This is a genomic window from Thermotoga sp. KOL6, assembly GCF_002866025.1.
Lineage (GTDB): Bacteria > Thermotogota > Thermotogae > Thermotogales > Thermotogaceae > Thermotoga.
On record NZ_LNDE01000002.1, the window covers coordinates 435713 to 457643 of the forward strand.

Consider the following 21931-nt stretch of genomic DNA (forward strand, 5'->3'; position numbering starts at 1 on the left):
TGACTGTCGATGAAGAAAACAATCGTTGTTTTGAGCATAGCGGTTCTACTGGTTCTGGCCGGTTGTTTCGGACCCGTTTCCTTCGAATCGAACACAAATTCTCAAACGGTGGTAAACGATGGAGGGGGAACGTTACCTATCGATGATGTGATCTCATCTTTGAACGACATGAAGTATTTCGAGAATCAACTTGTAATTCTCTACGAAAACAGGATGGCTGCGGAAAATTTGGTAGTCAAGCTGAAAGGAAGGATCATCGATGAAATACCACAATTGAACGCCATACTTGTGGAAGTGTCGATGAGTGTGGAAGATTCCTTCAGATCGATCAAAGAGCTTTTGAAAGATCAAAAGATCGAAGGAATAAAGGCGATAGAGCCCAACTACATCAGAGAACTTGAACCTGTGATAAAAGAGGATGAGATAACAAAGACGATCGTTCTCGACGAAAATCTCGAAACCTTTCAGTGGCCACTTGAAACTTTTGACGCAACCGAGGTTTGGCAGGAGGCAACGGGAAACGGTGTAATAGTCGCGGTTTTAGACACCGGTGTCGACGGAACACATCCGGATCTCCAAGGACAATTGGTGACAGGATACGACCCCGTTTCGGGGAACGTGATTTCTCCCAATGAAGACAGTGACAGTGTAGGACACGGTACACACGTTGCAGGTATAATAGCAGGCAAAAGGGATGGAGTCGGAATAACTGGTCTTGCCTACAACGCGAAAATCATGCCGATAAGGATTTTCAATCCGGGATACGTGGGAGATTTTTACGTTGCCGACGGTATCGTTTGGGCAGTTAACAACGGAGCAGACGTTCTTTCCAACAGCTGGGGTGGTTGGGGATACTCTTACATTCTTCACGAGGCGTTCAACTATGCTCTTCAAAACAACGTGGTGATCGCAGTCTCCGCAGGAAACGAAAAAACAGATCAACACTTCACTTACCCTGCTGGGCTTCCCGGTGTGATAGCGGTTGGTGCCACAACCGTCAACGATAGAACGGCGAGTTTTTCGAGTAGAGGAGATTATTTGTCTGTCGGCGCGCCTGGTGTTTACGTTCTCTCTTCAATACCAGTTAATATGGCAGAAGATGAAGGAGTTTACGGCCTTCCATACGCGTATTGGGATGGAACATCTATGGCGTGTCCTTACGTTTCCGCACTCGCTGCTTTGATAAAAGAAAAATATCCAAATGCAACACCTTACCAAATCAGGAAGGTGATTGAAACAACTGCGGTCGATATAGACGAACCGGGTTACGACACCTCCTCTGGATATGGAAGGATAAACCCGTTGGCTGCCCTCAACCAGGATCCCAGCTCCTTTGAAGAAGGATCGTTGAGTGTGACTGTAACTGACAGGGCAGGGAACCCGATTCCCACGGTATTTGTGACCATTAAAAATGTGGAGACAGGGAAAACCTATTATGCTAAAACGGATTGGGGATTGTACGATGGCGAAATGGATGCGGACTTTATTGGGATAGAACCAGGTACTTATGAAGTGATCGTCGGAGGACCGGATTTTGCGGACATGTACACTGTGATTGCAAGGATCGAAGAAGAAGTCCAAGAAACAACTACCGTGAATGTGACTGATGATTCATCTCTTGCTGTGAGTTTGCAGACGAATTTCAGCGCCGTTGTGAATCCGAGAGATCCCCTCCCAAGCGGATCACAGATGGGACTCTATTTGCTCGATTATTCTACATTCTCGGTGGTTGACTACTCGATTGGAACAGGGAACTTGCAAGTTGAAATGCCATCTAGCGCCACACCCGATTATTACCTCCTTTATTATGAATACTACGGTGACATTTCTCAATTTACAACGATCTACTCGGAGGATTTCGAAAGTGGTCAGATTCCAGGTGACTGGATCTTGGGAGGGAACGCCCAACCATTCGTTCAAAGTGATGTGGTAGCAGGAGGTAATTATGCCCTTCAATTTGGTGATGTAAACGATAGTCAATCAAGTTGGTTTGCGTTCAATGTTTCCAGCGCCTCCAGTACTGCTCTTTCGTTCTCGGTTAAGGTCAGTAGCGAGCGAGGTTGGGATTTCTTCAAAGTTTATGTGGATGGCGTTGAGAAACTGGCTCTCTCGGGTGAGATAGACTGGACAACCGTGTCTATTGGTCTCGAACCGGGAACCCACATGGTGATCTTCTCTTACGAGAAGGATGCCGCTGTTTCAGAGGGTTACGACACCGCGTGGGTTGACAACATAGAAATTACCAAAGCGATCATTCTGGAAGGAGAAGTGTTCATGAACGGAAACACGATACCGGTTTATGGCGTGGTTTCGTCGAATAGCACTTTTGGGTTCATTGATGAAAGTTACGGATATTTCGCTCCTTGGACCGTTTTCTAAATCATAAGGGAGGGGGTTATCCCCTCCTTGTTTTTTATACGTAATTCGAATTTCTCTTGGTCAACCCGTTCAAAATGAAACCATCGATCTTTTTTATGGTGTGAAGTATTTTCAGATCTTCAGAAAGGGTATGTTCCAATCTGATAACGATGTAAACCGTATCCGATTTTTCTGCGATGGGAAGAAAATCGGGAGTTCTTTTCAAAGAGGGAGCATCCACGATGATTTTGTCGTAGTACTTTTTGTATTCTTCTAAAATGTCAGGATTTTTTAGAAGATCGTACACGTCTTTTCTTTCGATTTCATCCACCTTTTCTTCAGAGAGCAGAAGAGTTCTTCTCTTGTTCGAGGAAAGTTTTGCCATGTGTCTTGCGATTGTACTCACACCCGCTCCATCTTCTAAGGCTGTGATGAAGACAACTTTTCCCGATTTGACCTCTGCCACCCCGAGCGCTTTCTCTAGAGAAGACGAATTGTTTGTTAAAGGCACTCTCGCCACGATTTTCTCCATTCCAAGAAGGTATTCAGCTTCTGACTCGGATTTTATTCTTTTGTCGGAAAACTCAGCGAAAAACACGGCGAGGACACCGAGGAATATCCCGAGAACACCGCCTATTGCGAGGGTGAGTTTCTTGTTGGGTTTCGATGGTGACAGAGGAGGTATCGCCCAATCGATTACGTTCACGTTCGCGGTGATCGCAGCCTCTGAAATGAGAGATTCGTATTTCGCTTGAAGCAGCGTGGTGTAAATGGTTTCTTTCACCTTGTAGTCTCTTTCAAGCTCGATGAGTTTTTGTTCAAGTTCAGGTAGTTTCGAAAGTTCTTTGTCAAGATCCTCGTAGAGTTTCTTGTACGCTTCGTATTGAGTTTGGTAAAGAATCTCTTGGGATTGAGCTCTTATGAGATTACTGAGCGCTTCTTGATAGATGGGGTGTCCCGTTTTTTTCACCTGGGATGTGAGTAGTCTTTCCAATTCCGATTCGAGTTGCTTTTCAGTTTCTTGAAGTTCCGTTTTTTTCTGGACAACTGTTGGATTGTTCTCCGTGTACCTTTCCATGAGCCCTGCAAGTTCTATCTGTAGGTCTATCAGCTTGGTTTTTAGTTCAGATATGATAGGATCAAAGGTGACACTGTCTCTGATCTTGTCGATTTCCAAGTCGAGTTCCTTTAACTCTCGAGCGAAGAACTCCGATTGTTTTTTGGCAGCCTCCATTGCGATCTTGGATTCCTCTACTTTCTGTAGAAGGGTTGCGTATCTTTCTACTAGGGCTTCCATTTGTGACTCGATGGAATAGATTTTGTTCTGTTCTTTGAAGACTTTCAGCTTACTTTCCGCTTCTCTGAGTTCCTGTTCTACCTTCGGTATCTGTTCTTCTAGAAATGCTTTCTTGGCAGATAATTGTGTTTTGGCAATGTTCTCACTGATTCTCACGTAATTTTCTACGAGTGCGTTCACAACTTCTGCAGCGAGTTTTGGATCGCTCCAGATGAATTTCACCTCGAGAATGTTGGAATTTTTCACTGGGTCCACCTTTATGAGTTTCTCAACCATGTAACTATAAAGCGAAAGAGCTAGTTCTTCTTCTGTTACACCCTTTTCTTTGGCCTTTTGAATATCCTTTTCGTCGAGAAGTTTGTGGATCAAATCGAGATCGCTTATCACTTGAAGAACGTTTCTTCGAGAGAGCATGATCTGTATTTCGTCTTCAAGACTTCCACCGCTTAGAATACCAGGCAATCCACCCAAAAGTCCTTCAATGGAAAGACCTAAACTCATGCCTTTTCGTGATGAAACCTTTACTTTTGCGGAAGCCTCGTACTCTGGAGTTGCCAAAAGAAGGTAGATTCCTGTTGCAACGATAACCATGATAAAGACTACGATGAAGAGTTTCATTTTTCTTTTGAACATCAAGAGTATATCAGCGAGTGTCAGCTCTCTTTCTTCCACATCTTTCCCTCCCCGGTGTGTTCTGTTCATATTCTATCAAACGTGATTGGAAGACTTTGCCGGTATGTTTTCGCAAGTTTCAAGATCGTTCTCACTCTTTCAACTCTTCGTTTGTCCTCACCAGAGAGGTCTTTTCCTTCCACCATCTTCATAAGTATTCGATCGAGCTCTGCGTAACTCATTCCGAAGGCCATTTCGTCTGTGACACCGGGAATGAGATCGGGGGAGGGTGGTTTTTTCAGTATCTTTTCGGGAACGTCGAGTTCCTTTGCGAGTTCGTAAACCTGTGTTTTGTAAAGATGCATGATCGGTTCGATGTCAACCGATTCGTCTCCCCACTTCACGTAGAGTCCTGTGAGATATTCGGTCTTGTTTGTCGTTCCAACCACAGCGTACCCTCTTTTCTCCGCTTCGAAATAAAGAAAACACATCCTCACTCTGTGTTTGATTCTATAATAAGCGAGCCCTTTCAAGAATTCTTCAGTTCCTATGTTTCTGAGATCATCGAAGAATGGATCCTTCGAAAGAGAAGACCACTTGTTCATCACGTACTTCCTCACGACAGATTCCGGGAAAAAGAGCCTCGGAGGAAAGAGTTTGTAAACGCCGATTTTTCTCAGTATGGGCGTAATGGACCTGATCTGATAGTCGATCTTGAGTTGTTTACACAGAGAAATCGCATCTTTCACGGAATCTTTGGAAGAATCCCTTTCTGGTAAAATCAATCCGAAGACTCGATCGTTTCCAAGAGCTTCAACGCAGAGGTTGATAACGACAGCGGAATCGATCCCACCGCTCACGCCCACGACGGCACCTCTACGATTGAGTTTCTCCACCGCTTTCTTTAAAAAGGTGATCAATTCTTTCCTCATTTATATCACCCCGATGAATTCTACCATGATAGAATCGAAAACAGGGGGGATAGCGTGATATTCTTCATAGTCCTTTTGCTCATCGTGCTCTTCTTCTTGATGGCTATCCTTTTCAAAACATCTCGAGAGTTGCAAAGGATGAGAGAAGAAATGAACAACAGAGCAATGAAGTTGTTCGAGGAATGGAAGAAGAAGGAGATGGAGATTCAAAAGAAAATCCTCGAAGTTGGTCTTCGAAGCGAATACGAGGCAAAATTCCAGAAATGGAAATTAGAAGAGGAGAAGAGAATTCGAAATGATGCCGTAAATAAAAGTAAGAGTGTCATCATGGGGCAAGTTACTGAACATTTGATACCGTATCTTCCAGAATTCAAATATAATCCCAAAGATGCACGGTTTATCGGAACTCCCGTTGATTTTGTGGTTTTCGACGGTTTGAGTGAAGGAAACTTGAGAAGAATCGTGTTCGTTGAGGTTAAAACGGGAAAGACAGGGAATCTGAGTACGAGGGAAAGACAAGTAAGAGATATCGTAGAGAGAAAAGAAGTTTATTGGGAAAAGTTACATCGCAGGGAGTGATTCTGTGTTCGTTGGTTTCGGATACGACAGACATCCACTCGTTGAAGGAAGACGGTTGATCCTTGCGGGTGTGGAAGTGAATTCGTCATTTGGGAGTCTTGGACATTCCGATGGTGATGTTCTTTCACACGCCATCATCGATGCCCTCCTCGGTGCTGCTTGCCTTGGTGATATAGGGACCTGGTTTCCAGAAACGGATGAATACAAAGATGCTCGCAGTTTGGATCTCCTGAAGAAAACGGTTGAGAAGGTGGAGGGGAAGGGTTTGAAAATTGTCAATGTGGATGCGACCGTTGTGGTTTCAAGAGTCAGACTCTCATCTTACAGAGAGAAGATCATCGAGAATCTGAGGGATGTCTTGAAGACATCGTACGTGAACGTGAAGTTCAAAAGTGGAAACACTTTGGGCTTCGAGGGTGAAGGAAGGGGTATTTCATGTTACGCCGTGTGCCTTTTGGAATGAATCGCATATTAAGGAATTCGTCCCGTGGGGGATCTCTTCCCTGAGAGAACTTCTTTTGCTATCTCTTTCAACCAGGTTTCGTCGGAGAAGATGAGAACTCCTCCATCCCAGGGATCGTTCACACTGATTCTTCCTACGTCCCTGTTTATAAGAACAATCGAATTTTCCAATATCTCTCTTCTGAGTCTCTCAAAGTCGATATCGTTCTCGTAGGACCAAGGAAATCTTATCGGTCTTCCAACTAGTATGTTCCCGTCCGTATCGAAAACCAAAGAGGTTGTATAACCGAACCTTTTCAGGAGGGCGTATTTCTCTTTGTTTTCCACCATCACAGGATACGTTGCGTTTCTTGTGACGAGTGCTGTGACAACTTGTGTATCTATGTTACCGGTAGCGTTGAAAACGGGTACCACCCCCACGATGGAGAGACCTTCTGCGAATAGGGAAAGAACCTGTGCGGTGATGTACGGTGATGAAGATACCTTTGAGAGGGGGTCGGAGTCACCTACTTTCAGCACATCGAATGTGCCGAAAACGTAGTAAGAAACGTTCTTTTCCTTGAGGATCTTTCCCACAGCGATTCCCGCATCTTTCGAAAAGTTCAAGTTTCCAGAGCTTCCAAGGCAAAGAAGTGAGATGTCTTTCAAAATCTCTTGAGGAGGTACGATCACCGCTGCAAGATCGATGGGAGTCTGTGGGACTTCATTCATCAAAACAATCTGCGAGAATGCGCTCAAGAACGTGAGAAACACCAGAATCGTTGTTAGTGAGCGTGACAATATCCGCCGCCTCCTTCACCTTGTCGATGGCGTTTCCCATGGCAACTTTCAATCCCGCCTCTTCGAACATGAACAAATCATTTTCGTTATCTCCGAAGACAACAATTTCTTCTTTCTGCCAACCCATTTTCTCTCTGAGGAAATTCAATGCCTTTCCCTTGTCAACGTCCTTTGGAACGATTTCTAAATAAGTCGGAAAAGATTTGAAAACCTTAACCGATCCTTCGAACCTTTTTGAAAGAATCTCTTTTAATCCATCGAGCCTCTCAGGAGAATCTATGAGAAGGAGTTTCGTTGTTCCCACTTTTGAGACGAGATCGGACAGCTTCGGTTCAACACGGTAATCCACACTCGAGTGTTTGGCGTACCCTTTTATCTCTTCGTTGTCCTTTTCGGAGTAAAGCACGTCGTCTATGTAGGCTTGCCAGTGGACGTTGAGGGATCTTATGTACTCGACTATCTCTCTTGCGATCTCTGGAGGGATCTTCTTATTCAAAACGATCCCTTCTTCAGGAATGTAGATCATGGCACCGTTGTAAGCGATTGTTGGAAAGGTTTTGTTAAAATATTTTTTTTCAACATTCAAAGTGGACACGAGCATTCTCCCGCTCGCGAAAACAATAGAGCACTTTTTTGAAAGTTTCTCCAACGCTTCTCTGTCTCTTTTCGAGATCTCCAGATTGTCATTGAGAAGTGTTCCGTCGAGATCAAAAACGAACACCTTGTACAAAGTATCCCCTCCAGATTCTTTCAAACTCTTCCACAAATGATTCTACATACTCTTTGTTACTCGTTTTGAACACAATTTCCACATTCTTATGAAATCCACTCTCCGTGAAATTGGCAGAACCTGTGATGAGAATTTTCCCGTCGACCACCAAAAATTTGTGATGCATAAGAGGCTCTTTCACCTCGAGAACATCAAACGTTTCGAGAGGGAGTGATTTTAATCTAGAAGACTCGAACCATTTGTCGGTGATGATGTAGATCCTCACTCCCTCGGAGGAGAGAAACTTCAAGGTGGCGAAAATGTCTTCATCCGTGAAGGCATAAGAACAGATGAATACGTATTTTCTTGCCTTCCAAAGCGTGTCTATGAAAACCTTCTCGACATTCGAAATGGGAACAAGGAAAAACTCTCCCTCACGTGTCTTTAGGTGATCTCTCGGTGTTGTTTCATAAACGAGCCAGTTGTAAATACTTTTGAAAAAACTTGCGATTTCTCTAGAGTGGAATACAATGAGGTTGTTGATGTGTTCTTCTAGACTAGGCTGGTTGAAGTTCGCAGAACCAAAAATGACGGTTTGTTCATCGAGAACCATGAATTTCGAGTGTAGAAGACCTTCCGAGATGTGGACAAAGGCACCTTCGATAGGAACTTCACAGGCCATTCGTGCGTTCCTCAATCCCAGATATTCGGGATCTATTGAGTAAGCAACGACTATAGGATCCTCGGAGAGAGAAAGATAGTTGGAGACGATTTCGTGAAGATCATCAACGGTACTGAAGAAAACTTGGGAGAAACTCAACTCAACGATCAGGAGAAGCAACAGAAGGAACGTCTTCCTCAATCCATACCACCTTTCCATAGAGAGGACCTGCGGTGATTTTCTCCACCTTGATGTCTGCGAATTTCCCTATCATCGTGTCGTTTCCTTCGAACGCGATAATTTTGTTTCTTATATCTCTACCGTAAAAAAGTCCACTCTTGGCTCGTGCCTCCACGATAACGCGTACGATTTTTCCTCTGTACCGTTCGTTGAGTTTCCTGTTGATTCTCTTCTGAAGGTTCATCAAGAATTGCATTCTTCTTACCTTTTCCTCGTGAGGCACGTCGTCCTTGTAGTATTTCCAAGCGACCGTTCCTTCGCGAGGGGAGTAGATCGCGAGGTTCAACCTCTCGAACTGCGCCTTTTCTACCAGATCAACTGTTTCCATGAAGTCTTCTTCCGTTTCTGTAGGAAATCCGACGATGATGTCACTGCTTATGGAGACATCTGGTACCTTCGATCTGATCTTCTCGAGGAGGGACAAGTACTCTTCCCTTGTGTATTTTCTGTTCATAAGCTTTAGAATTCTGTTGCTTCCAGATTGAACAGGAAGATGGACAGATTTGGCTACTTTCGGATTCTTTGCGATCACTTCAATCAATTCGTCAGAAAAGTCGGTTGGATAGGAAGTGAGAAACCAGATTCTCTCTATTCCCTCGATTTTGGAAGTTTCCTCTAGAAGTTTTGCGAGGAAAGATCCGTCTTTAAGATCCTTCCCATAGGCGTCAACATTTTGACCGAGGAAGGTGATCTCCCGATAACCTTGCTTCGCGAGTTTTCTCACCTCTTCGAGGATATCTTCCATCGGTCTGCTCTTTTCTCTGCCGCGGGTGTACGGAACGATACAGTAAGTGCAAAATCTGTCGCATCCGTGGATTATCGTCACCCACGCATGATGCTTGCTGGATCGTATTCTTGGAAGCTCGTGTGTATACTCATCGAGGTGATCTTCAAAGAATGCAACTTTCTTTCCTCGAAGGACTTCTTTTATCACGTTCACTACTTTTGGTACTGCACGCGTGCCAAGAACGAAATCTGCGCCGCGTTCCAACAACCTTTCTCTTTCTTTTTCTGCGACGCACCCGGCTACACCGACAACGAGTTTCTTTTTTCTTTTCAATTTCAGAAACTGTCCCAGCTCGCTGTATGCTTTCTCTTCGGATTTTCTTCTCACTGCACAAGTGTTTATAATAACCACATCTGCCTCCTCTGGAGTCGAGGCAGGAGTGAATCCTTCTTTCAACAAGAGACCTGCCATCGTTTCAGAATCGTTTTCGTTCATCTGGCACCCAAAAGTCTTTATGTAAAACTTCATGTTCTGCCTCCCAATTCGTCAGAGCTAATTTAATTATACCAAAAAGAAAAAAGCCCCGCACGGGGGCTTTCCCGTTATATCAAGTCGAGTTCTTTTTTCACAAAATTGGGAAGAGCGAAAGAAGCAATATGAATCTCTTCATTGTAGTATTTGAGTTCTTTTCCAAATTTTCTCACTTTTTCCGGGTCGAAATCCTTTATCGGGTCAATTCCTTTGGAGGCGAAGGTGTAAGACCACATACCAGAGGGATAAGTGGTCATGAACCCAAGGTACACCCTGGTTATTGGAAAGACTTTACTGATTCTTTTGTAAGCGAGTTTGAACCAACCGATGTCGTAGAATGGATCTTCTGTCTCTGCGGAGAAAACGCCATCCTCTTTCAATGCGTCGTAGCACGCTTGATAGAACTCTTCGGTGAAAAGATGGCCACCTTGTCCAGCGGTTGGATCTGTGGAATCTATGATGATCACATCGAATTCGTTCTTAAACTTTCTTACGTATTCCGCTCCATTCGCGATTACGATTTCTGCTCTCGGGTCGTCAAATCCGCAGGAAGTCTGTTTCAAGTATTTTCTTGCGGCTTCAATAACAAGGCCGTCTACTTCACAAAGGATCGCCTTTTCCACACTGTCGTGTTTCAAAACCTCTCTAAGAGTCCCTCCATCTCCTCCTCCGATGATGAGAACCTTTTTGGGATTCGGATGCAGGAACATAGGAACGTGTGCGAGCATTTCGTGGTACATGAATTCGTCTTTTTCTGTTGTCATCGTAATACCGTCGAGTGCAAACACCACTCCAAGATCTGGATTCTCGAAAATATCGATCCTTTGTATGTCGCTCTGTCCTGAATAGATCATTCTGTTTATCTTCATGAAGAGTCCCACATTGTTTCCCGTGTAGTACTCAAAGTACCACAAATGCTGTCTCGGTTGAAGTTCTCTTTCCAGTTCTTTCAACGTTCACACCTCCTTCAAACAACGGCTTTGTGTGGTGAGTCTTCCGGTATTCCTATCTCATCGTATCTTCCTCTTTGATGTTCAACAACGTGAACTCTTTGAGCTTTGAGTACCTTTTTCAAATGATCGAACGCCTTCCAAGGATCAACATCTTCACCACAAGTGAAAAGATCCACCGCTGCGTAACCGTATTCGGGCCAGGTGTGAATGGTTAGGTGGGATTCAGATATCACCACCACACCACTCACCCCATAGGGGAGGAACCTATGAAACGTTGATGTGACTATTGTTGCTCCACTTGTATAAGCTGCCTGTTTCATTTCTTTCTCAATGAGTTGAACATCATCTAGAATTTCTTTGTTGCATTCATAGAACTCCGCCACCAGGTGCCTTCCCAAGCTTTTCATGTTAATCCCTCCCCTCTGAAAATTTTTCAATCTATCATGATCCAGAGTAACACCGCCTTCTTCTTTCCCACATTCTTTACGTAATGTTTCTTATCGGCTCGATAATAAAAACAATCTCCTTCTTTCAATCTGTATTTTTTTCCATCTAAGTAGAGTTCTATTCTTCCTTGAATCACGAAACCGAATTCAGAACCTTCGTGGTACGATTCCTCCTCGGTTTGAGCGCCAGGCTCCAACGTTACGAGGATTGGGTCTATTTCTTTGTCCTCCACACCACTCATCAATATTTCACTCTTTACACCTTCTGGTTCATCGTAAACGGGTACCCTGTCCTCTTTTTTGAAAACAACTCTTTCTTCCTCAACATCTGAAAAAAAGTGTTTCAAGTCTGTTCCTAGCGCTTCCAAAATTCTTTCTAAAGTGTCTATAGAGGGAGATGTTTTATCTGACTCAAGTTGCGATATGAAACTTCTTGAAAGATCCGTTCTCTCAGCGAGTTCTTCTTGGGTCAATCCTCTCGACAATCTCAATTTTTTGAGTTTTTCGCCGATCTTCACAAAATTCCCATCCCCTTTTGTCTACTATAGTTGACAAATTTGTTCAGTATCACAGACATTATTATACATACACTGTCATTGGTGTCAAGGTTACATTTAAGTTAAAATATATGTTGATATGAGAAGAAGGCATATTCAGTACATCGTGGCATAGGGCTTCTTGAAAATGTAACAATCAAAAATGATAACAAATTATAATCGCTTGTGATAGAATATACAAATGAGAAACACCTAAGAAATTGGGAGGTGGAAGCGTGAGAGAGATGACGAAGAAATTTCTCGAAGATGCGTTTGCGGGGGAAAGCATGGCTCACATGAAGTATCTGATCTTTGCAGACGAAGCTGAAAAGAGAGGTCTGAAGAAGCTAGCGAATCTTTTCAGAGCAATTGCTTACGCAGAGTTTGTCCACGCAAGAAATCATTACAGAGAGCTTGGAAAGATTTACAGCGAAATGGCAGAAAACGTCCAACAGTGTATCGATGGAGAGACGTTTGAGATCAACGAAATGTATCCTGTTTACAACACCGTTTCTCAGTTCCAAGGAGAGAAAGGGGCAGAAAGAAGCACAAAATTCGCTTGGGAAGCTGAAAAAATTCACGCAGAGATGTACAAAAAAGCGAAGGAACTCGTGGAAAAGGGAGAGGATTATTCAGCGGAGAAGATTTACATCTGTCCTGTGTGTGGCCACACGGTGGAGGGGGAACCACCCGAAAAGTGTCCAGTTTGTGGTGCTCCCAAGAGTGCTTACAGGGAATTCTCAATTTGAGGAGGGGTAACGATGAGTTTGGCTGATTTTATAAAAACAGAAGATTTCAAGAAAGAGAAACACGTTCCTGTCATAGAAGCTCCGGAGAAAGTCAAAAAGGGTGAGGCTGTTCAGGTGACTGTTACAGTAGGAAAGGAAATTCCACATCCGAACACAACAGAGCATCATATCAGATGGATAAAGGTATTCTTCCAGCCTGAAGGCGATCCCTACGTTTACGAGGTGGGAAGATACGAATTCAATGCCCATGGAGAATCAACACAAGGACCAAATACAGGTTCTGTGTACACCGAACCCACCGTTGTGACTGTGTTAAAATTGAACAGATCCGGAACCATCCTTGCATTGTCTTACTGTAACATACATGGTCTTTGGGAAAGCAGCAAAAAGATAACTGTTGAAGAGTGAGGTGAAGTTATGAAGAAGTACAGGTGCACGCTCTGTGGTTACATCTACGATCCAGAAAAAGGGGATCCGGACAGCGGAATCGAACCTGGAACACCTTTTGAAGAACTTCCAGATGACTGGGTTTGTCCGTTGTGCGGCGCTTCGAAAGAAGATTTTGAACCTGTGGAGTAAAAGAGATGTCTCAGAGAGAAAGGGGAGGGAAATCCTCCCCTTTCTCTTTCCCCACGGCCCGGCGGGCTCGGGCGGGACAAAAAAGTTCACAAAGAATTCGCATCGTTATAATAATACCATAAAATAATCAAACAATTCAAAAAAAAAAATAGGGGGCAGGAAGAATGATAGGTTTTCTCACGGACTGGGGTTTGAAGAGTCATTATGTGGGAGTCGCAAAAGCCGTTATCAAGAGAATAAATCCTACCGCTGAAATTATTGACATCACACACGAGATAGAACCATTCAACGTGAGGAAAGCGAGCCATGTACTTTACAGGGCTACTCTCGATTTTCCACCTTCTACGGTTTTTCTTGTCGTTGTGGACTACGGAGTTGGAACATCGAGGAAAGCTATCGTCATGAAAACCAAAAACGACCAGATTTTTGTCGCACCAGATAACGGAGTTCTCACTGTAGTTGCAGAAGAATACGGGGTTTCCGAGATCAGAGAGATCGAGAACAGAGATCTTTTCTACAGGAAGAATCCTTCTTTCACTTTTCATGGTCGGGACATTTTTGCTCCCGTTGCAGCACATCTCGATATGGGACTTCCTATGGAAAAAATTGGTGAAAGGCTTCTGTCTTACGAAGTATTGAAGATGAAGAAACCTCATATCGACGAGAATAGAGTCATTGGGGAGGTTGCCATTATCGATACCTTCGGTAACGTCTCAACGAACATCCCTTACGAAATGTTTGCAGGAATGGGAGTCGATTTCGACGATATAGTAAAGATAAAAGTGGGAAAAAAGGAATTCAAGGCGACGGTTACAAAAGCCTTCGGTGATGTGGAGATTGGTGAGTTTCTTGTTCACCCTGACAGTGCAGGTTTTCTCGAGATAGCGGTTAATCTAGGAAACGCGAGCAAACTTCTCTCCGTTAAGGAAGGAGACGAAATAGCGATATGCAAATGAGAGAGATTCTGATGGAAGCCAGGCAGGATTTTTTAAGTCTTCTCAGAAGGCGGAATTGGAAGGAGAAGGATTTGAGGATTTTAAAAGGAATTTTCTTGGGAAAACTCTCAAAGGTGAACGTTTCACCGGACATTTTTGAATTCGCTGTGAGGGAAGCTTTAAAAGGTGATTTAACACTTTCTTCCAAAGTTCTCGGTGTGGAAGAGATCGACGTTCTTGAGATTTTGTTCTGGTTTTCACCTAAGAAGTATCCCTTCCCTTCTGAGAAACTCAAACAAAAAATCAAAGCAAAAAGTGTTAAGGAATTCATGGAAAAAGCAGACTCTCTGAGAGTGAGGCTTGGAAAGAGGGATTTCTTGGAACTTTATTTGTATCTGGAAGGTGTTGAAGAAAAAGAAACGAAAAAACCAGAAGAGAAGACAGATTTGCTCGTACGTCTTAAAAGGCTTTCTCTTGAGAGATTGAATGAGAAAGAAATCGATGAGTTGCGCTTCCTTTACGGAATTCTCGATCCTTTGGAGAAAAACAGGGTGAGGAGTGCGGATGTTCATCCTTATCTTGTAGCGGCTCTGATGAGAAAACCTTATGCTCCAATTGTAATTGATGGAAGTAATCTGTTGTGGAGAGGCAATTTGCACGTTTCGTTCATCGACGAAATTTTCGAAAAACTTGCTTTTTTTAGAGAATATTTCTTTCCGTACAAAATCGTCTTCGACAAGAATGTGGAATACATTCTCCCGATTTCTGAAAAGAAAGAATTCGAAAGATGGAAAAATTCGTCGAACGTTCTCTTCGAATCACCGGCAGACGATCTCATCATATCTCTTGCAACTTCAATGAACGCGGTCATTCTGAGCGGGGACAGATTCAAAGAATACGATCTCTCAAAAAGAATCAGAGTGATAACACCGGAGGAAATAGAAAAGGGGTGAGCGAACTCACCCCAATTTTTTTTCGATGTAATCGACCACATCTCCCACCGTTGAAATCTTTTCTAGGTCTGCATCGTCCACTTTCACTCCAAACTCGCTTTCAAAATCCATCACAAGATCAACAAGATCCAAAGAATCCGCGCCGAGATCGTCTATGAGTTTCGCTTCTTCTGTAACTTGTGCTTCATCCACTCCAAGTTTCTCAGAGATTATGTTCTTCACTTTTGAAAAGATCTCCTCTCTGTTCGCCACTTTTCCACCTCCTCTTAGTAGTGTCAAAACAAATTATATCATGATTATACTATCGAGAAGGACCTTCTCGGGCCAGTTCGTACTGAACCAATTCGGGTTGAGAGTGTGAACCGGCACAATATAGTCAGGATTCACGGCTTCTATGAGGGTTTTCAAACTCTTTGGTGAAACATGACCTGATGCGTGGAATTCTTTGGTGAAAACAACCTTTTCATTTCGCTTTTCAATACCACGTGGTTTTATGTTGAAGTATTCGATCCAATTCAGGAAACGTCTTGCATCGATTTCTTGTTCTTCGGTGTACGCCTCACTGGTCGAATGAATGTAGACGGCTCCGTTCAATATCCTCTCATCGAGGTCGAGAATGTGGGGGAAATCCCAATAACCCGCAACGATCGCGTAATCACGAGGAGAGAAATTTATCTCCTCAGGATGAATGAGTATTTTCTCATCTCTTGCACGAATCAACGCTTCTTTCTCTAGGTTTATATAGCTTATTTTACCTGGATGATACACTCTTATGTGGGATCTCTCCTCGTCAGTGAGTTTCCAAAGAGGTTCTATGCGCTCCATCTCTATGAGATAAGCATAATCTTTTGGCATGAGAACCAGCTTTCTTTCGTTTTCCATGCATACCCTTAGAAAGGTGAAAAGCCTTTCAAGATGTCTGGTTGGAAAGTCCACGAATATGAGATCTTTCGTCTTTTTGAAGACTTCCATTGCGTTGTCAAAAACGTCCTTTTCCGTGTTTTCAGTGTCTTCTTCTCTCGTTACTCTCGTACCTTCCACAATCAAGACAAGAGGTTTTTTATCTTTCAGATTCTCAAAAAATCGAGTAGTTCGAAGGGAGAGCGACAGTCTCCTTTCGCCGAGGGTTTCCAACCAATATTTTTCTTCTTCAGTTGTTTCTGGACCTGTTCGGAAGTCACCCGTGTAAGCTATCCAAAAGTTGTCCACTCTGGTAACAAGACCAGCAGCACCGATAACAGAGTGGTAAACGGGCTCGACGAGTAGCTCGTCTTTCCAAAGGGATGTGAGGTCCACTTTTTTGTATTCGTTTGGGAGAGTCTCCGGTTCTTTCGGGAAGGAAACAATTCTCGTGAGAGGTTCTGCGTCTTTTGTTCTGGGACTCACTCTGAGATCTTCTCTGACACCTCTTTCCACGTCTTTGTCTGTTGCCTTAACTCTCTTTTTCCCAACGAGTTGTGTAAGAACATTCGTATTACTCGTATTCACGCTGGCATTCATCACGGCAAGAGTTTCTGAGGTCATGAGGAGAGGAATTTTCTCGTTCACGAGGCCGATCATTCCTGTATGATCTGCATGTGCATGGCTCAAGAAAAGAAAGGAGTAATTCACGTGATCTTCGAAAGTTTCATCGAAGAGATCTTCCCGGTAGATGTTCAGTCGAGGAATCAAATTGAGCTTCAGAAGATCTTGTACTATCCTACCCGTTCGAGGATTCAAAAACTCTTCGAAAAACATACTCCAACGAGAAAAGTTGAGACCAAAATCCAATAGAAAAGCGTCGTTTTCAGAATCAACAACTCTGATCTTGTTTCCCCCTATGTTTCTGTGACCATCGAATATTTCTATCCTCACGGAATCCCCCCAAGATCGAAAAAAGCTTTGAAGGAACAACGCGGAACAAATTTGTTTTTACTTTCAGATCGCTCGCTCCAAATTCCCCGATACCCTCAAAATGATATGATAGCACACGCGAAACCTCTTCTTCTATTCTTTTTCCTTGAAACATGATCAGACCTGCAATCTGTGAGTATTCCAGAAGATAATCGATGTGCCATTGTTTCTTCTCCGGTCCCAAAAAGTAACGGGGGATTCTTTTGGAGAATCCCCCCATTGCAGATCCCACATACGCGTAGTATCCAGGTTCCAAACGTGCGGCTTTCTTTCCATATTTTAAGGTGATTCTTTTAGAGAGTTTTAAAAGCAAAACATAAGTTCCTCTCATAGGATGCTCAGGTATCTCTCAGAATGATCAGGGGCGACGGTCACGATTCTTGCATCTTTTCCGAATCTTTTTGCGACCTTCAAAGCGGCAGCAACATTGGCCCCAGAGGAAACACCAACGAGTAAGCCTTCTTTTTTCGCAAGAAACCTTGCCATGTCGTAGGCTTCTTCGTCTTCGACGGTTATCACTTCATCTATGACGGATCTATCCAGGATTTTGGGTACAAAACCTGCCCCGATTCCTTGGATTGAATGTTTGCCGGGTTGACCACCTGAGAGAACAGGGGATTTTGCAGGTTCTACGGCTATTACTTTTACTTTGTCACCAAAGAATGTTTTCAAAACCCTTCCAACGCCGCTTATCGTTCCACCTGTACCTACTCCCGCAACGAAAGCGTCTATTTTGTAGTCCATTTGTGTCAAAATCTCCGGTCCGGTCGTTATCTGATGTGAATAAACGTTAAACGGGTTTTCAAATTGTTGAAGCATATGAGCTCCCGTTTCACGGGCGATCTCTTGGGCCTTTTCTACAGCCCCCTTCATTCCCAATTCCCCGGGAGTGAGAACTAGTTCTGCACCAAGCATTTGAAGAACTTTTCTTCTTTCCACGCTCATCGTCTCAGGCATCGTTAGGATCACGCGGTATCCTTTTTTTGCGGCGATCATAGCGATGGCGATTCCCATGTTCCCACTCGTTGGTTCCACTATGCCGTTTTTGAGGAGTCCTCTCTTTTCGGCGTCCAAAATCATGAAAAGAGCGGGTCTATCCTTAACACTACCACCGGGATTGTTTTTCTCCAGTTTCAAGAATATCCTCGAATCCACTGAATCGAGTTTCACTATTGGTGTCTTCCCTATCAGTCTTTCCATCATGGCAGAATTCCTCCCTCCATTTGACTATTTTTGCCGGAACACCAACAACTACCGCGTTGTCAGGAATGTCTTCTAACACAACCGCATTCGCTCCAATAACAACGTTGTTCCCCACTTTTATTGGTCCGAGTACCTTGGCACCCGTTCCAATCATCACGTTCTCACCGATATCCGGATGTCTCTTTCCACTACAAGGTTTCTTTGTTCCCAGCGTTACTCCATGGTAGATGAGAGTACCTCTTCCTACAGTGGCAGTACTTCCTATGACCACTCCTATCCCGTGGTCTATCACAACACCAGGAGCTATCTCGGCAGCTGGATGGATATCCATGGAGAACACCGTACGAACGAAGTGGTACAAAAGATAGGCGAGAATTTTGAGTTTCCATTTGTAGAGAAAATGAGCGAATCTGTACCACATGAGACCTTGAAAAGAAGCGTAAAAGAAAAAGACTTGTAGCTTACTTTCCGCGGCGGGATCGAGTTTCAAGTACATCTCTAGATCTTCGGAAATGTACTTGAAGACATTCACAAAATCTCTGAAGAACTCACCAACCTTCTTGAACAACCGCATCCCGATGCCATATCCACCACCTCCAAATCTCGTTATCCGACCTAATTATATCAACCTAATTGTTAAGATAAAAGAAACACTTACATCACAAAAAGGTGAATCTCTTCACTTTGGCACAAGAGGCTTTGATAGTATATTAGCATGTGAGGAGGGGATTTTCAATGGTGGACACACATACTCATCTCCACTTTCATCAATTCGACGAAGATAGAAAAAAGATAGTTGAAAACTTCGAAAAAGATGGGATTTCATTTGTTGTGAATGTAGGTGTGAATTTGGAGGATTCGAAAAAAAGTCTGGAGATTTCTAGCTTGAGTGAAAAGATTTTCTGTGCGGTTGGTGTGCATCCTCATGACGCAAAAGATGTATCGGAAGGTTTCACGTACTACCTTGAAAAACTTGCAAGAAGCGAAAAGGTTGTGGCCATTGGGGAAACGGGGCTCGATTTCTTCAGAAATCTTTCTCCTGCGGAAATTCAAAAGAAGGTGTTCATAGAACAGATAGCTCTCGCGCGTCGCCTGAATTTACCCCTTGTTGTCCACATCAGAGACGCATACAAAGAGGCTTACGAGATCTTGAAAGACGAAAATCTTCCGGAAAGGAGAGGGGTGATCCACGCTTTTTCATCGAATTTGGAGTGGGCTAAAAGGTTCATCAATCTTGGATTTTTTCTTGGGATAGGAGGGCCTGTGACTTATCCGAAAAACGATTCTCTGAGAGAAGCTGTGAGAAGAATAGGCCTCGAGTTCATCGTGTTGGAAACGGATTGTCCGTTTTTGCCTCCACAACCTCTCAGAGGAAAAAGGAACGAACCGAAGTACTTAAAGTATGTCATGAATACGTTATCTGAAATGCTTGGTGTCTCCATTTCAAAGGTGGACGAGATGACAACGGAAAATGCCATAAAACTTTTCAAGGGGTGAGAAGATGATACCTCTGTTCGATCTTACAAGGCAGTACGAGAGAATCAGAGGAGAAATCTTGAATGCTGTGGACAAAGTGATATCTTCCGGGAGAGTCATATTAGGACCAAACGTTGAAAGTCTCGAGAAAGAAATAGCCAACTTCGTTGGTGTAGGGTATGGAGTGGGAGTTGCGAGTGGGAGCGATGCCCTTCTCATTGCACTGAGAGCCATGGGTGTTGGGAAAGGGGATACAGTAGTCACAACTCCGTACACTTTTTTCGCCACTGCAAGCGCTCCTTACAGACTCAATGCAAGAGTGATGTTCATCGATGTGGAAAAGGACACGTTCAACATGGACTTGGATCAGTTGGAATGGGTTTTGAAGAAAGAAAAGGTGAAGGCGGTGATACCTGTTCACCTTTTTGGAAGAACGATGGATTTGGAGGCTTTGAGCTTTTTAAGGGAGAGGTACAATGTGAAGATTCTGGAAGACTGTGCTCAGTCGATCGGTTCCGAGTGGAAGTTTTCCAATGGAGAAATAAAGAGAAGTGGGTCAGTTGGAGATGCGGCAGTCTTTTCCTTCTTTCCAACCAAGAACCTGGGGACTTACGGTGATGGTGGAATGATAGTGACTAACGATGAGGAAATAGCGCAAAAAAGCAGGTTTTTGAGGGTTCACGGTGCGAAGAAGAAATATTTCCACGACGAGGTAGGATACAACTCGAGACTTGACGAAATTCACGCTGCAATCTTGAAAGTGAAGTTCAAGTATTTGGAGAAATGGATTGAAGAAAGAGTAAGAGTGGCTAGGAGTTATCAAAAGTACTTCGAAGAGAAGAAACTACCCGTTGAATATCCTAAAGTAGAAGAAAGGGGATACAAATATCACGTTTTTCATCAGTACGTTATCTTGTTCGAAGACGAAATTACAAGAGATAGAGTAAAAGAAGGCCTCTCACGAAGAGGCGTGCAAACTGCCATCTATTATCCACTACCGCTTCATCTTCAGGTATGCTTTAAGGATCTTGGATACAAAGAAGGAGATTTTCCCGTTGCGGAGTCACTTTCCAAGAGAAGTCTAGCACTTCCTATGTTTCCAGAGATGAAAGACGAAGAGATAGAAGAAGTGGTTAACACTTTGGAGCTGTTTCTTTAAGCTAAATCTCTTATCACTCTCAAGGTAGCTTTCGCTACGGCTTTCAGGAAATCTCCTTCTAGAGGAGCAACACCAACTTCTGCCCTTTCTTTCTCGTTATCTTGAACGGTGAGATGAACAAGAACAAATTCTTTTCCGGCCAGAAAAGCTTTTTGAACATCATCAACTGAAACTGGAGAGTCCAAATCGAAAGCCTCAATCACAGCTTCACCGACTATCCTGGGAAGATTTGTGGAGGTGCCCGGTCCTACAGATTCTCCTGTTAGTTCTTCTTCCTCGAAAGGATTGTTAATTGTAACTCTCACCTGTTTCTTTTTTCCATGATCTTTCACTTCAATAGAAGTGATCTCGTAGGATGCTGTTGGAGAATATCTTCCTTGGCTGAGTTGTGCTACACTGATTATTCTTCTGTCCAATTTCATTCCGAGAGAAGCAAGGGCGACAGTTTCGATATCTCGGACGATCTGTTTTGGGTTTCTGGAAGGGTCTGCTATGACGTGTATTTCCCTCGGCTGTCCATCTTCTTCCACCACTTTTACGGAGATGACTCCCGAAATCTTGGATATGATGTCCTCCAAAGTTTTTGCACTCATTCGAATACCCCCCACTGTGTCTTTGAGTACTATTTTATCACATAAAAGAAAGTTTATGTAAATCTCATTCCCATTCTATTTTCATAGGAGATTTCAACAGGGCGTCTATCACAGAAAAAATCATTGTAGTCAGAAAATCCCCCTGGAACAGAGCAACTCCCACACTCCAATCTTCTTTACCGTTTTTGGAAAAAGATAGGTGAACGAAGACAAACTTTTTTCCTGCAAGATTAACACATTGAAAGTCGTCAACTGAAATTGCCTTCGAAGGATTCAAGGCGTTTGCCACAGCTTCTCCGACAAGGCGTGGTAGATTCTTATCTGTTCTTACCCCACTACTCTCGCCGGAGACTTCTGAACCACTCGGCCCTTTCAGAGTGATTTTTACGTTGTACGTCTTTTTTTTCGCCTCTATTCTCAGTTCCGATATATAAAAAGAATGTTTGTAACTTTGACAAGGAAAAAAATCCTTTATCATCGTATTTAGCGTTCCTTCATCATAATAAATAACCTCTCCGTTCTTTTTTATGATGGGTATTTTTTTCATCTTTCATCCCTCCATGAAAAT

General features: G+C 43.4%; 26 protein-coding genes. 10 read left to right on the forward strand and 16 right to left on the reverse strand.

The window, feature by feature from the left end; translation table 11 throughout:
- Positions 1-9: 9 nt before the first annotated feature.
- Complete coding sequence (locus AS005_RS06355; protein ID WP_101510847.1) at positions 10-2379, forward strand: S8 family serine peptidase; 2370 nt, start codon at positions 10-12, stop codon at positions 2377-2379.
- A gap of 34 nt (positions 2380-2413) precedes the next feature.
- On the opposite strand, the gene AS005_RS06360 is transcribed toward AS005_RS06355, so the two are convergent.
- Both AS005_RS06360 and nadE read right to left on the reverse strand, forming a co-directional pair.
- The gene (locus tag AS005_RS06360) at positions 2414-4327 is read right to left on the reverse strand and encodes an exopolysaccharide transport family protein (protein ID WP_101510848.1); all 1914 of its coding nucleotides are present in this window, start codon (positions 4325-4327) and stop codon (positions 2414-2416) included.
- Positions 4328-4353: 26 nt separating this feature from the next.
- Complete coding sequence (gene nadE, locus AS005_RS06365; RefSeq protein WP_101510849.1) at positions 4354-5199, reverse strand: NAD(+) synthase; 846 nt, start codon at positions 5197-5199, stop codon at positions 4354-4356.
- 54 nt (positions 5200-5253) lie between these two features.
- Between nadE and AS005_RS06370 the strand changes: the two genes are divergently transcribed.
- Entirely contained in the window at positions 5254-5778 is a 525-nt protein-coding gene (locus AS005_RS06370; RefSeq protein WP_233186267.1) for a Holliday junction resolvase-like protein, read from the forward strand.
- A 4-nt stretch (positions 5779-5782) separates the two neighbouring features.
- Complete coding sequence (ispF, locus tag AS005_RS06375) at positions 5783-6241, forward strand: 2-C-methyl-D-erythritol 2,4-cyclodiphosphate synthase (RefSeq protein ID WP_101510850.1); 459 nt, start codon at positions 5783-5785, stop codon at positions 6239-6241.
- 8 nt (positions 6242-6249) lie between these two features.
- On the opposite strand, the gene AS005_RS06380 is transcribed toward ispF, so the two are convergent.
- The 7 genes from AS005_RS06380 to AS005_RS06410 all read right to left on the reverse strand — a co-directional run bounded on the left by AS005_RS06380 (position 6250) and on the right by AS005_RS06410 (position 11805).
- Positions 6250-6951 (reverse strand): hypothetical protein, encoded by a 702-nt coding sequence (locus tag AS005_RS06380; RefSeq protein WP_199203868.1) that lies wholly within the window; start codon positions 6949-6951, stop codon positions 6250-6252.
- Entirely contained in the window at positions 6944-7750 is an 807-nt protein-coding gene (locus AS005_RS06385; protein ID WP_101510852.1) for a Cof-type HAD-IIB family hydrolase, read from the reverse strand. Before AS005_RS06385 ends, AS005_RS06380 begins: the two co-directional genes overlap by 8 nt.
- Positions 7728-8609 carry a phospholipase D-like domain-containing protein gene (locus tag AS005_RS06390; RefSeq protein ID WP_101510853.1) on the reverse strand — a complete coding sequence of 294 codons (882 nt, stop codon included), beginning with the start codon at positions 8607-8609 and terminating at the stop codon, positions 7728-7730. Before AS005_RS06390 ends, AS005_RS06385 begins: the two co-directional genes overlap by 23 nt.
- Positions 8551-9885 carry a tRNA (N6-isopentenyl adenosine(37)-C2)-methylthiotransferase MiaB gene (miaB, locus tag AS005_RS06395; RefSeq protein WP_101510854.1) on the reverse strand — a complete coding sequence of 445 codons (1335 nt, stop codon included), beginning with the start codon at positions 9883-9885 and terminating at the stop codon, positions 8551-8553. Before miaB ends, AS005_RS06390 begins: the two co-directional genes overlap by 59 nt.
- A 74-nt stretch (positions 9886-9959) precedes the next feature.
- Positions 9960-10841: a polyamine aminopropyltransferase gene (gene speE / locus AS005_RS06400; RefSeq protein WP_101510855.1), complete on the reverse strand. Its 882-nt coding sequence runs from the start codon at positions 10839-10841 to the stop codon at positions 9960-9962.
- Positions 10842-10855: 14 nt separating this feature from the next.
- Positions 10856-11248, reverse strand: a complete 393-nt coding sequence (speD, locus tag AS005_RS06405; RefSeq protein ID WP_101510856.1) for an adenosylmethionine decarboxylase — start codon at positions 11246-11248, stop codon at positions 10856-10858.
- Positions 11249-11274: 26 nt separating this feature from the next.
- Positions 11275-11805 (reverse strand): cupin domain-containing protein, encoded by a 531-nt coding sequence (locus AS005_RS06410; protein WP_101510857.1) that lies wholly within the window; start codon positions 11803-11805, stop codon positions 11275-11277.
- A gap of 254 nt (positions 11806-12059) precedes the next feature.
- On the opposite strand from AS005_RS06410, the gene AS005_RS06415 reads away from it, so the two are divergent.
- From AS005_RS06415 to AS005_RS06435, 5 genes are all read left to right on the forward strand, one after another.
- Positions 12060-12572, forward strand: coding sequence for a rubrerythrin family protein (locus AS005_RS06415; protein WP_101510858.1), 513 nt, complete (start codon positions 12060-12062; stop codon positions 12570-12572).
- Positions 12573-12584: 12 nt separating this feature from the next.
- The gene (locus AS005_RS06420) at positions 12585-12980 is read left to right on the forward strand and encodes a class II SORL domain-containing protein (protein ID WP_101510859.1); all 396 of its coding nucleotides are present in this window, start codon (positions 12585-12587) and stop codon (positions 12978-12980) included.
- 9 nt (positions 12981-12989) lie between these two features.
- Complete coding sequence (rd, locus tag AS005_RS06425) at positions 12990-13151, forward strand: rubredoxin (RefSeq protein ID WP_015920339.1); 162 nt, start codon at positions 12990-12992, stop codon at positions 13149-13151.
- 164 nt (positions 13152-13315) lie between these two features.
- Entirely contained in the window at positions 13316-14107 is a 792-nt protein-coding gene (locus AS005_RS06430) for an S-adenosyl-l-methionine hydroxide adenosyltransferase family protein (protein WP_101510860.1), read from the forward strand.
- A gap of 11 nt (positions 14108-14118) precedes the next feature.
- Positions 14119-15039 carry a hypothetical protein gene (locus AS005_RS06435; RefSeq protein ID WP_233186268.1) on the forward strand — a complete coding sequence of 307 codons (921 nt, stop codon included), beginning with the start codon at positions 14119-14121 and terminating at the stop codon, positions 15037-15039.
- Between the two features lie 6 nt (positions 15040-15045).
- Here AS005_RS06435 and AS005_RS06440 read toward each other — a convergent pair whose 3' ends face one another.
- The 5 genes from AS005_RS06440 to cysE are packed head-to-tail and all read right to left on the reverse strand — an operon-like array spanning position 15046 to position 18709.
- Positions 15046-15291, reverse strand: a complete 246-nt coding sequence (locus AS005_RS06440; RefSeq protein ID WP_101510862.1) for an acyl carrier protein — start codon at positions 15289-15291, stop codon at positions 15046-15048.
- A 33-nt stretch (positions 15292-15324) separates the two neighbouring features.
- Positions 15325-16893: a ribonuclease J gene (locus tag AS005_RS06445; protein WP_101510863.1), complete on the reverse strand. Its 1569-nt coding sequence runs from the start codon at positions 16891-16893 to the stop codon at positions 15325-15327.
- A complete protein-coding gene (locus AS005_RS06450; RefSeq protein ID WP_233186269.1) occupies positions 16832-17245 on the reverse strand; it encodes a DUF123 domain-containing protein in 414 nt (137 codons plus the stop codon). Before AS005_RS06450 ends, AS005_RS06445 begins: the two co-directional genes overlap by 62 nt.
- A 14-nt stretch (positions 17246-17259) precedes the next feature.
- Entirely contained in the window at positions 17260-18135 is an 876-nt protein-coding gene (gene cysK / locus AS005_RS06455) for a cysteine synthase A (RefSeq protein WP_101510865.1), read from the reverse strand.
- The gene (gene cysE / locus AS005_RS06460) at positions 18038-18709 is read right to left on the reverse strand and encodes a serine O-acetyltransferase (RefSeq protein WP_101510866.1); all 672 of its coding nucleotides are present in this window, start codon (positions 18707-18709) and stop codon (positions 18038-18040) included. Before cysE ends, cysK begins: the two co-directional genes overlap by 98 nt.
- 161 nt (positions 18710-18870) lie before the next feature.
- Here cysE and AS005_RS06465 point away from each other — a divergent pair, with 161 nt between their 5' ends.
- Together AS005_RS06465 and AS005_RS06470 are read left to right on the forward strand one after the other, a co-directional pair.
- On the forward strand, positions 18871-19632 hold the full coding sequence (locus AS005_RS06465) for a TatD family hydrolase (RefSeq protein ID WP_101510867.1): 762 nt from the start codon (positions 18871-18873) through the stop codon (positions 19630-19632).
- 4 nt (positions 19633-19636) lie between these two features.
- Positions 19637-20770, forward strand: coding sequence for a DegT/DnrJ/EryC1/StrS aminotransferase family protein (locus AS005_RS06470; RefSeq protein ID WP_101510868.1), 1134 nt, complete (start codon positions 19637-19639; stop codon positions 20768-20770).
- Here the strand turns inward: AS005_RS06470 and AS005_RS06475 are convergent.
- Positions 20767-21363, reverse strand: a complete 597-nt coding sequence (locus AS005_RS06475) for a hypothetical protein (protein WP_199203869.1) — start codon at positions 21361-21363, stop codon at positions 20767-20769. The two genes, AS005_RS06470 and AS005_RS06475, sit on opposite strands and share 4 nt — an antisense overlap.
- A gap of 64 nt (positions 21364-21427) precedes the next feature.
- Complete coding sequence (locus tag AS005_RS06480; protein WP_101510870.1) at positions 21428-21910, reverse strand: hypothetical protein; 483 nt, start codon at positions 21908-21910, stop codon at positions 21428-21430.
- Between the last annotated feature and the right edge of the window lie 21 nt (positions 21911-21931).

Bases quoted from the DNA above. Each gene is read 5' to 3' on its own strand.
- AS005_RS06355 (WP_101510847.1), top strand. From the start codon at position 10: ATGAAGAAAACAATCGTTGTTTTGAGCATAGCGGTTCTACTGGTTCTG.
- AS005_RS06470 (WP_101510868.1), top strand. From the start codon at position 19,637: ATGATACCTCTGTTCGATCTTACAAGGCAGTACGAGAGAATCAGAGGA.
- AS005_RS06480 (WP_101510870.1), bottom strand. From the start codon at position 21,910: ATGAAAAAAATACCCATCATAAAAAAGAACGGAGAGGTTATTTATTAT.
- AS005_RS06465 (WP_101510867.1), top strand. From the start codon at position 18,871: ATGGTGGACACACATACTCATCTCCACTTTCATCAATTCGACGAAGAT.
- cysE (WP_101510866.1), bottom strand. From the start codon at position 18,709: ATGCGGTTGTTCAAGAAGGTTGGTGAGTTCTTCAGAGATTTTGTGAAT.
- miaB (WP_101510854.1), bottom strand. From the start codon at position 9,885: ATGAAGTTTTACATAAAGACTTTTGGGTGCCAGATGAACGAAAACGAT.
- nadE (WP_101510849.1), bottom strand. From the start codon at position 5,199: ATGAGGAAAGAATTGATCACCTTTTTAAAGAAAGCGGTGGAGAAACTC.
- AS005_RS06475 (WP_199203869.1), bottom strand. From the start codon at position 21,363: ATGAGTGCAAAAACTTTGGAGGACATCATATCCAAGATTTCGGGAGTC.
- AS005_RS06390 (WP_101510853.1), bottom strand. From the start codon at position 8,609: ATGGAAAGGTGGTATGGATTGAGGAAGACGTTCCTTCTGTTGCTTCTC.
- AS005_RS06380 (WP_199203868.1), bottom strand. From the start codon at position 6,951: ATGAATGAAGTCCCACAGACTCCCATCGATCTTGCAGCGGTGATCGTA.
- rd (WP_015920339.1), top strand. From the start codon at position 12,990: ATGAAGAAGTACAGGTGCACGCTCTGTGGTTACATCTACGATCCAGAA.
- AS005_RS06430 (WP_101510860.1), top strand. From the start codon at position 13,316: ATGATAGGTTTTCTCACGGACTGGGGTTTGAAGAGTCATTATGTGGGA.
- AS005_RS06420 (WP_101510859.1), top strand. From the start codon at position 12,585: ATGAGTTTGGCTGATTTTATAAAAACAGAAGATTTCAAGAAAGAGAAA.
- speD (WP_101510856.1), bottom strand. From the start codon at position 11,248: ATGAAAAGCTTGGGAAGGCACCTGGTGGCGGAGTTCTATGAATGCAAC.
- AS005_RS06435 (WP_233186268.1), top strand. From the start codon at position 14,119: ATGGAAGCCAGGCAGGATTTTTTAAGTCTTCTCAGAAGGCGGAATTGG.
- cysK (WP_101510865.1), bottom strand. From the start codon at position 18,135: ATGATGGAAAGACTGATAGGGAAGACACCAATAGTGAAACTCGATTCA.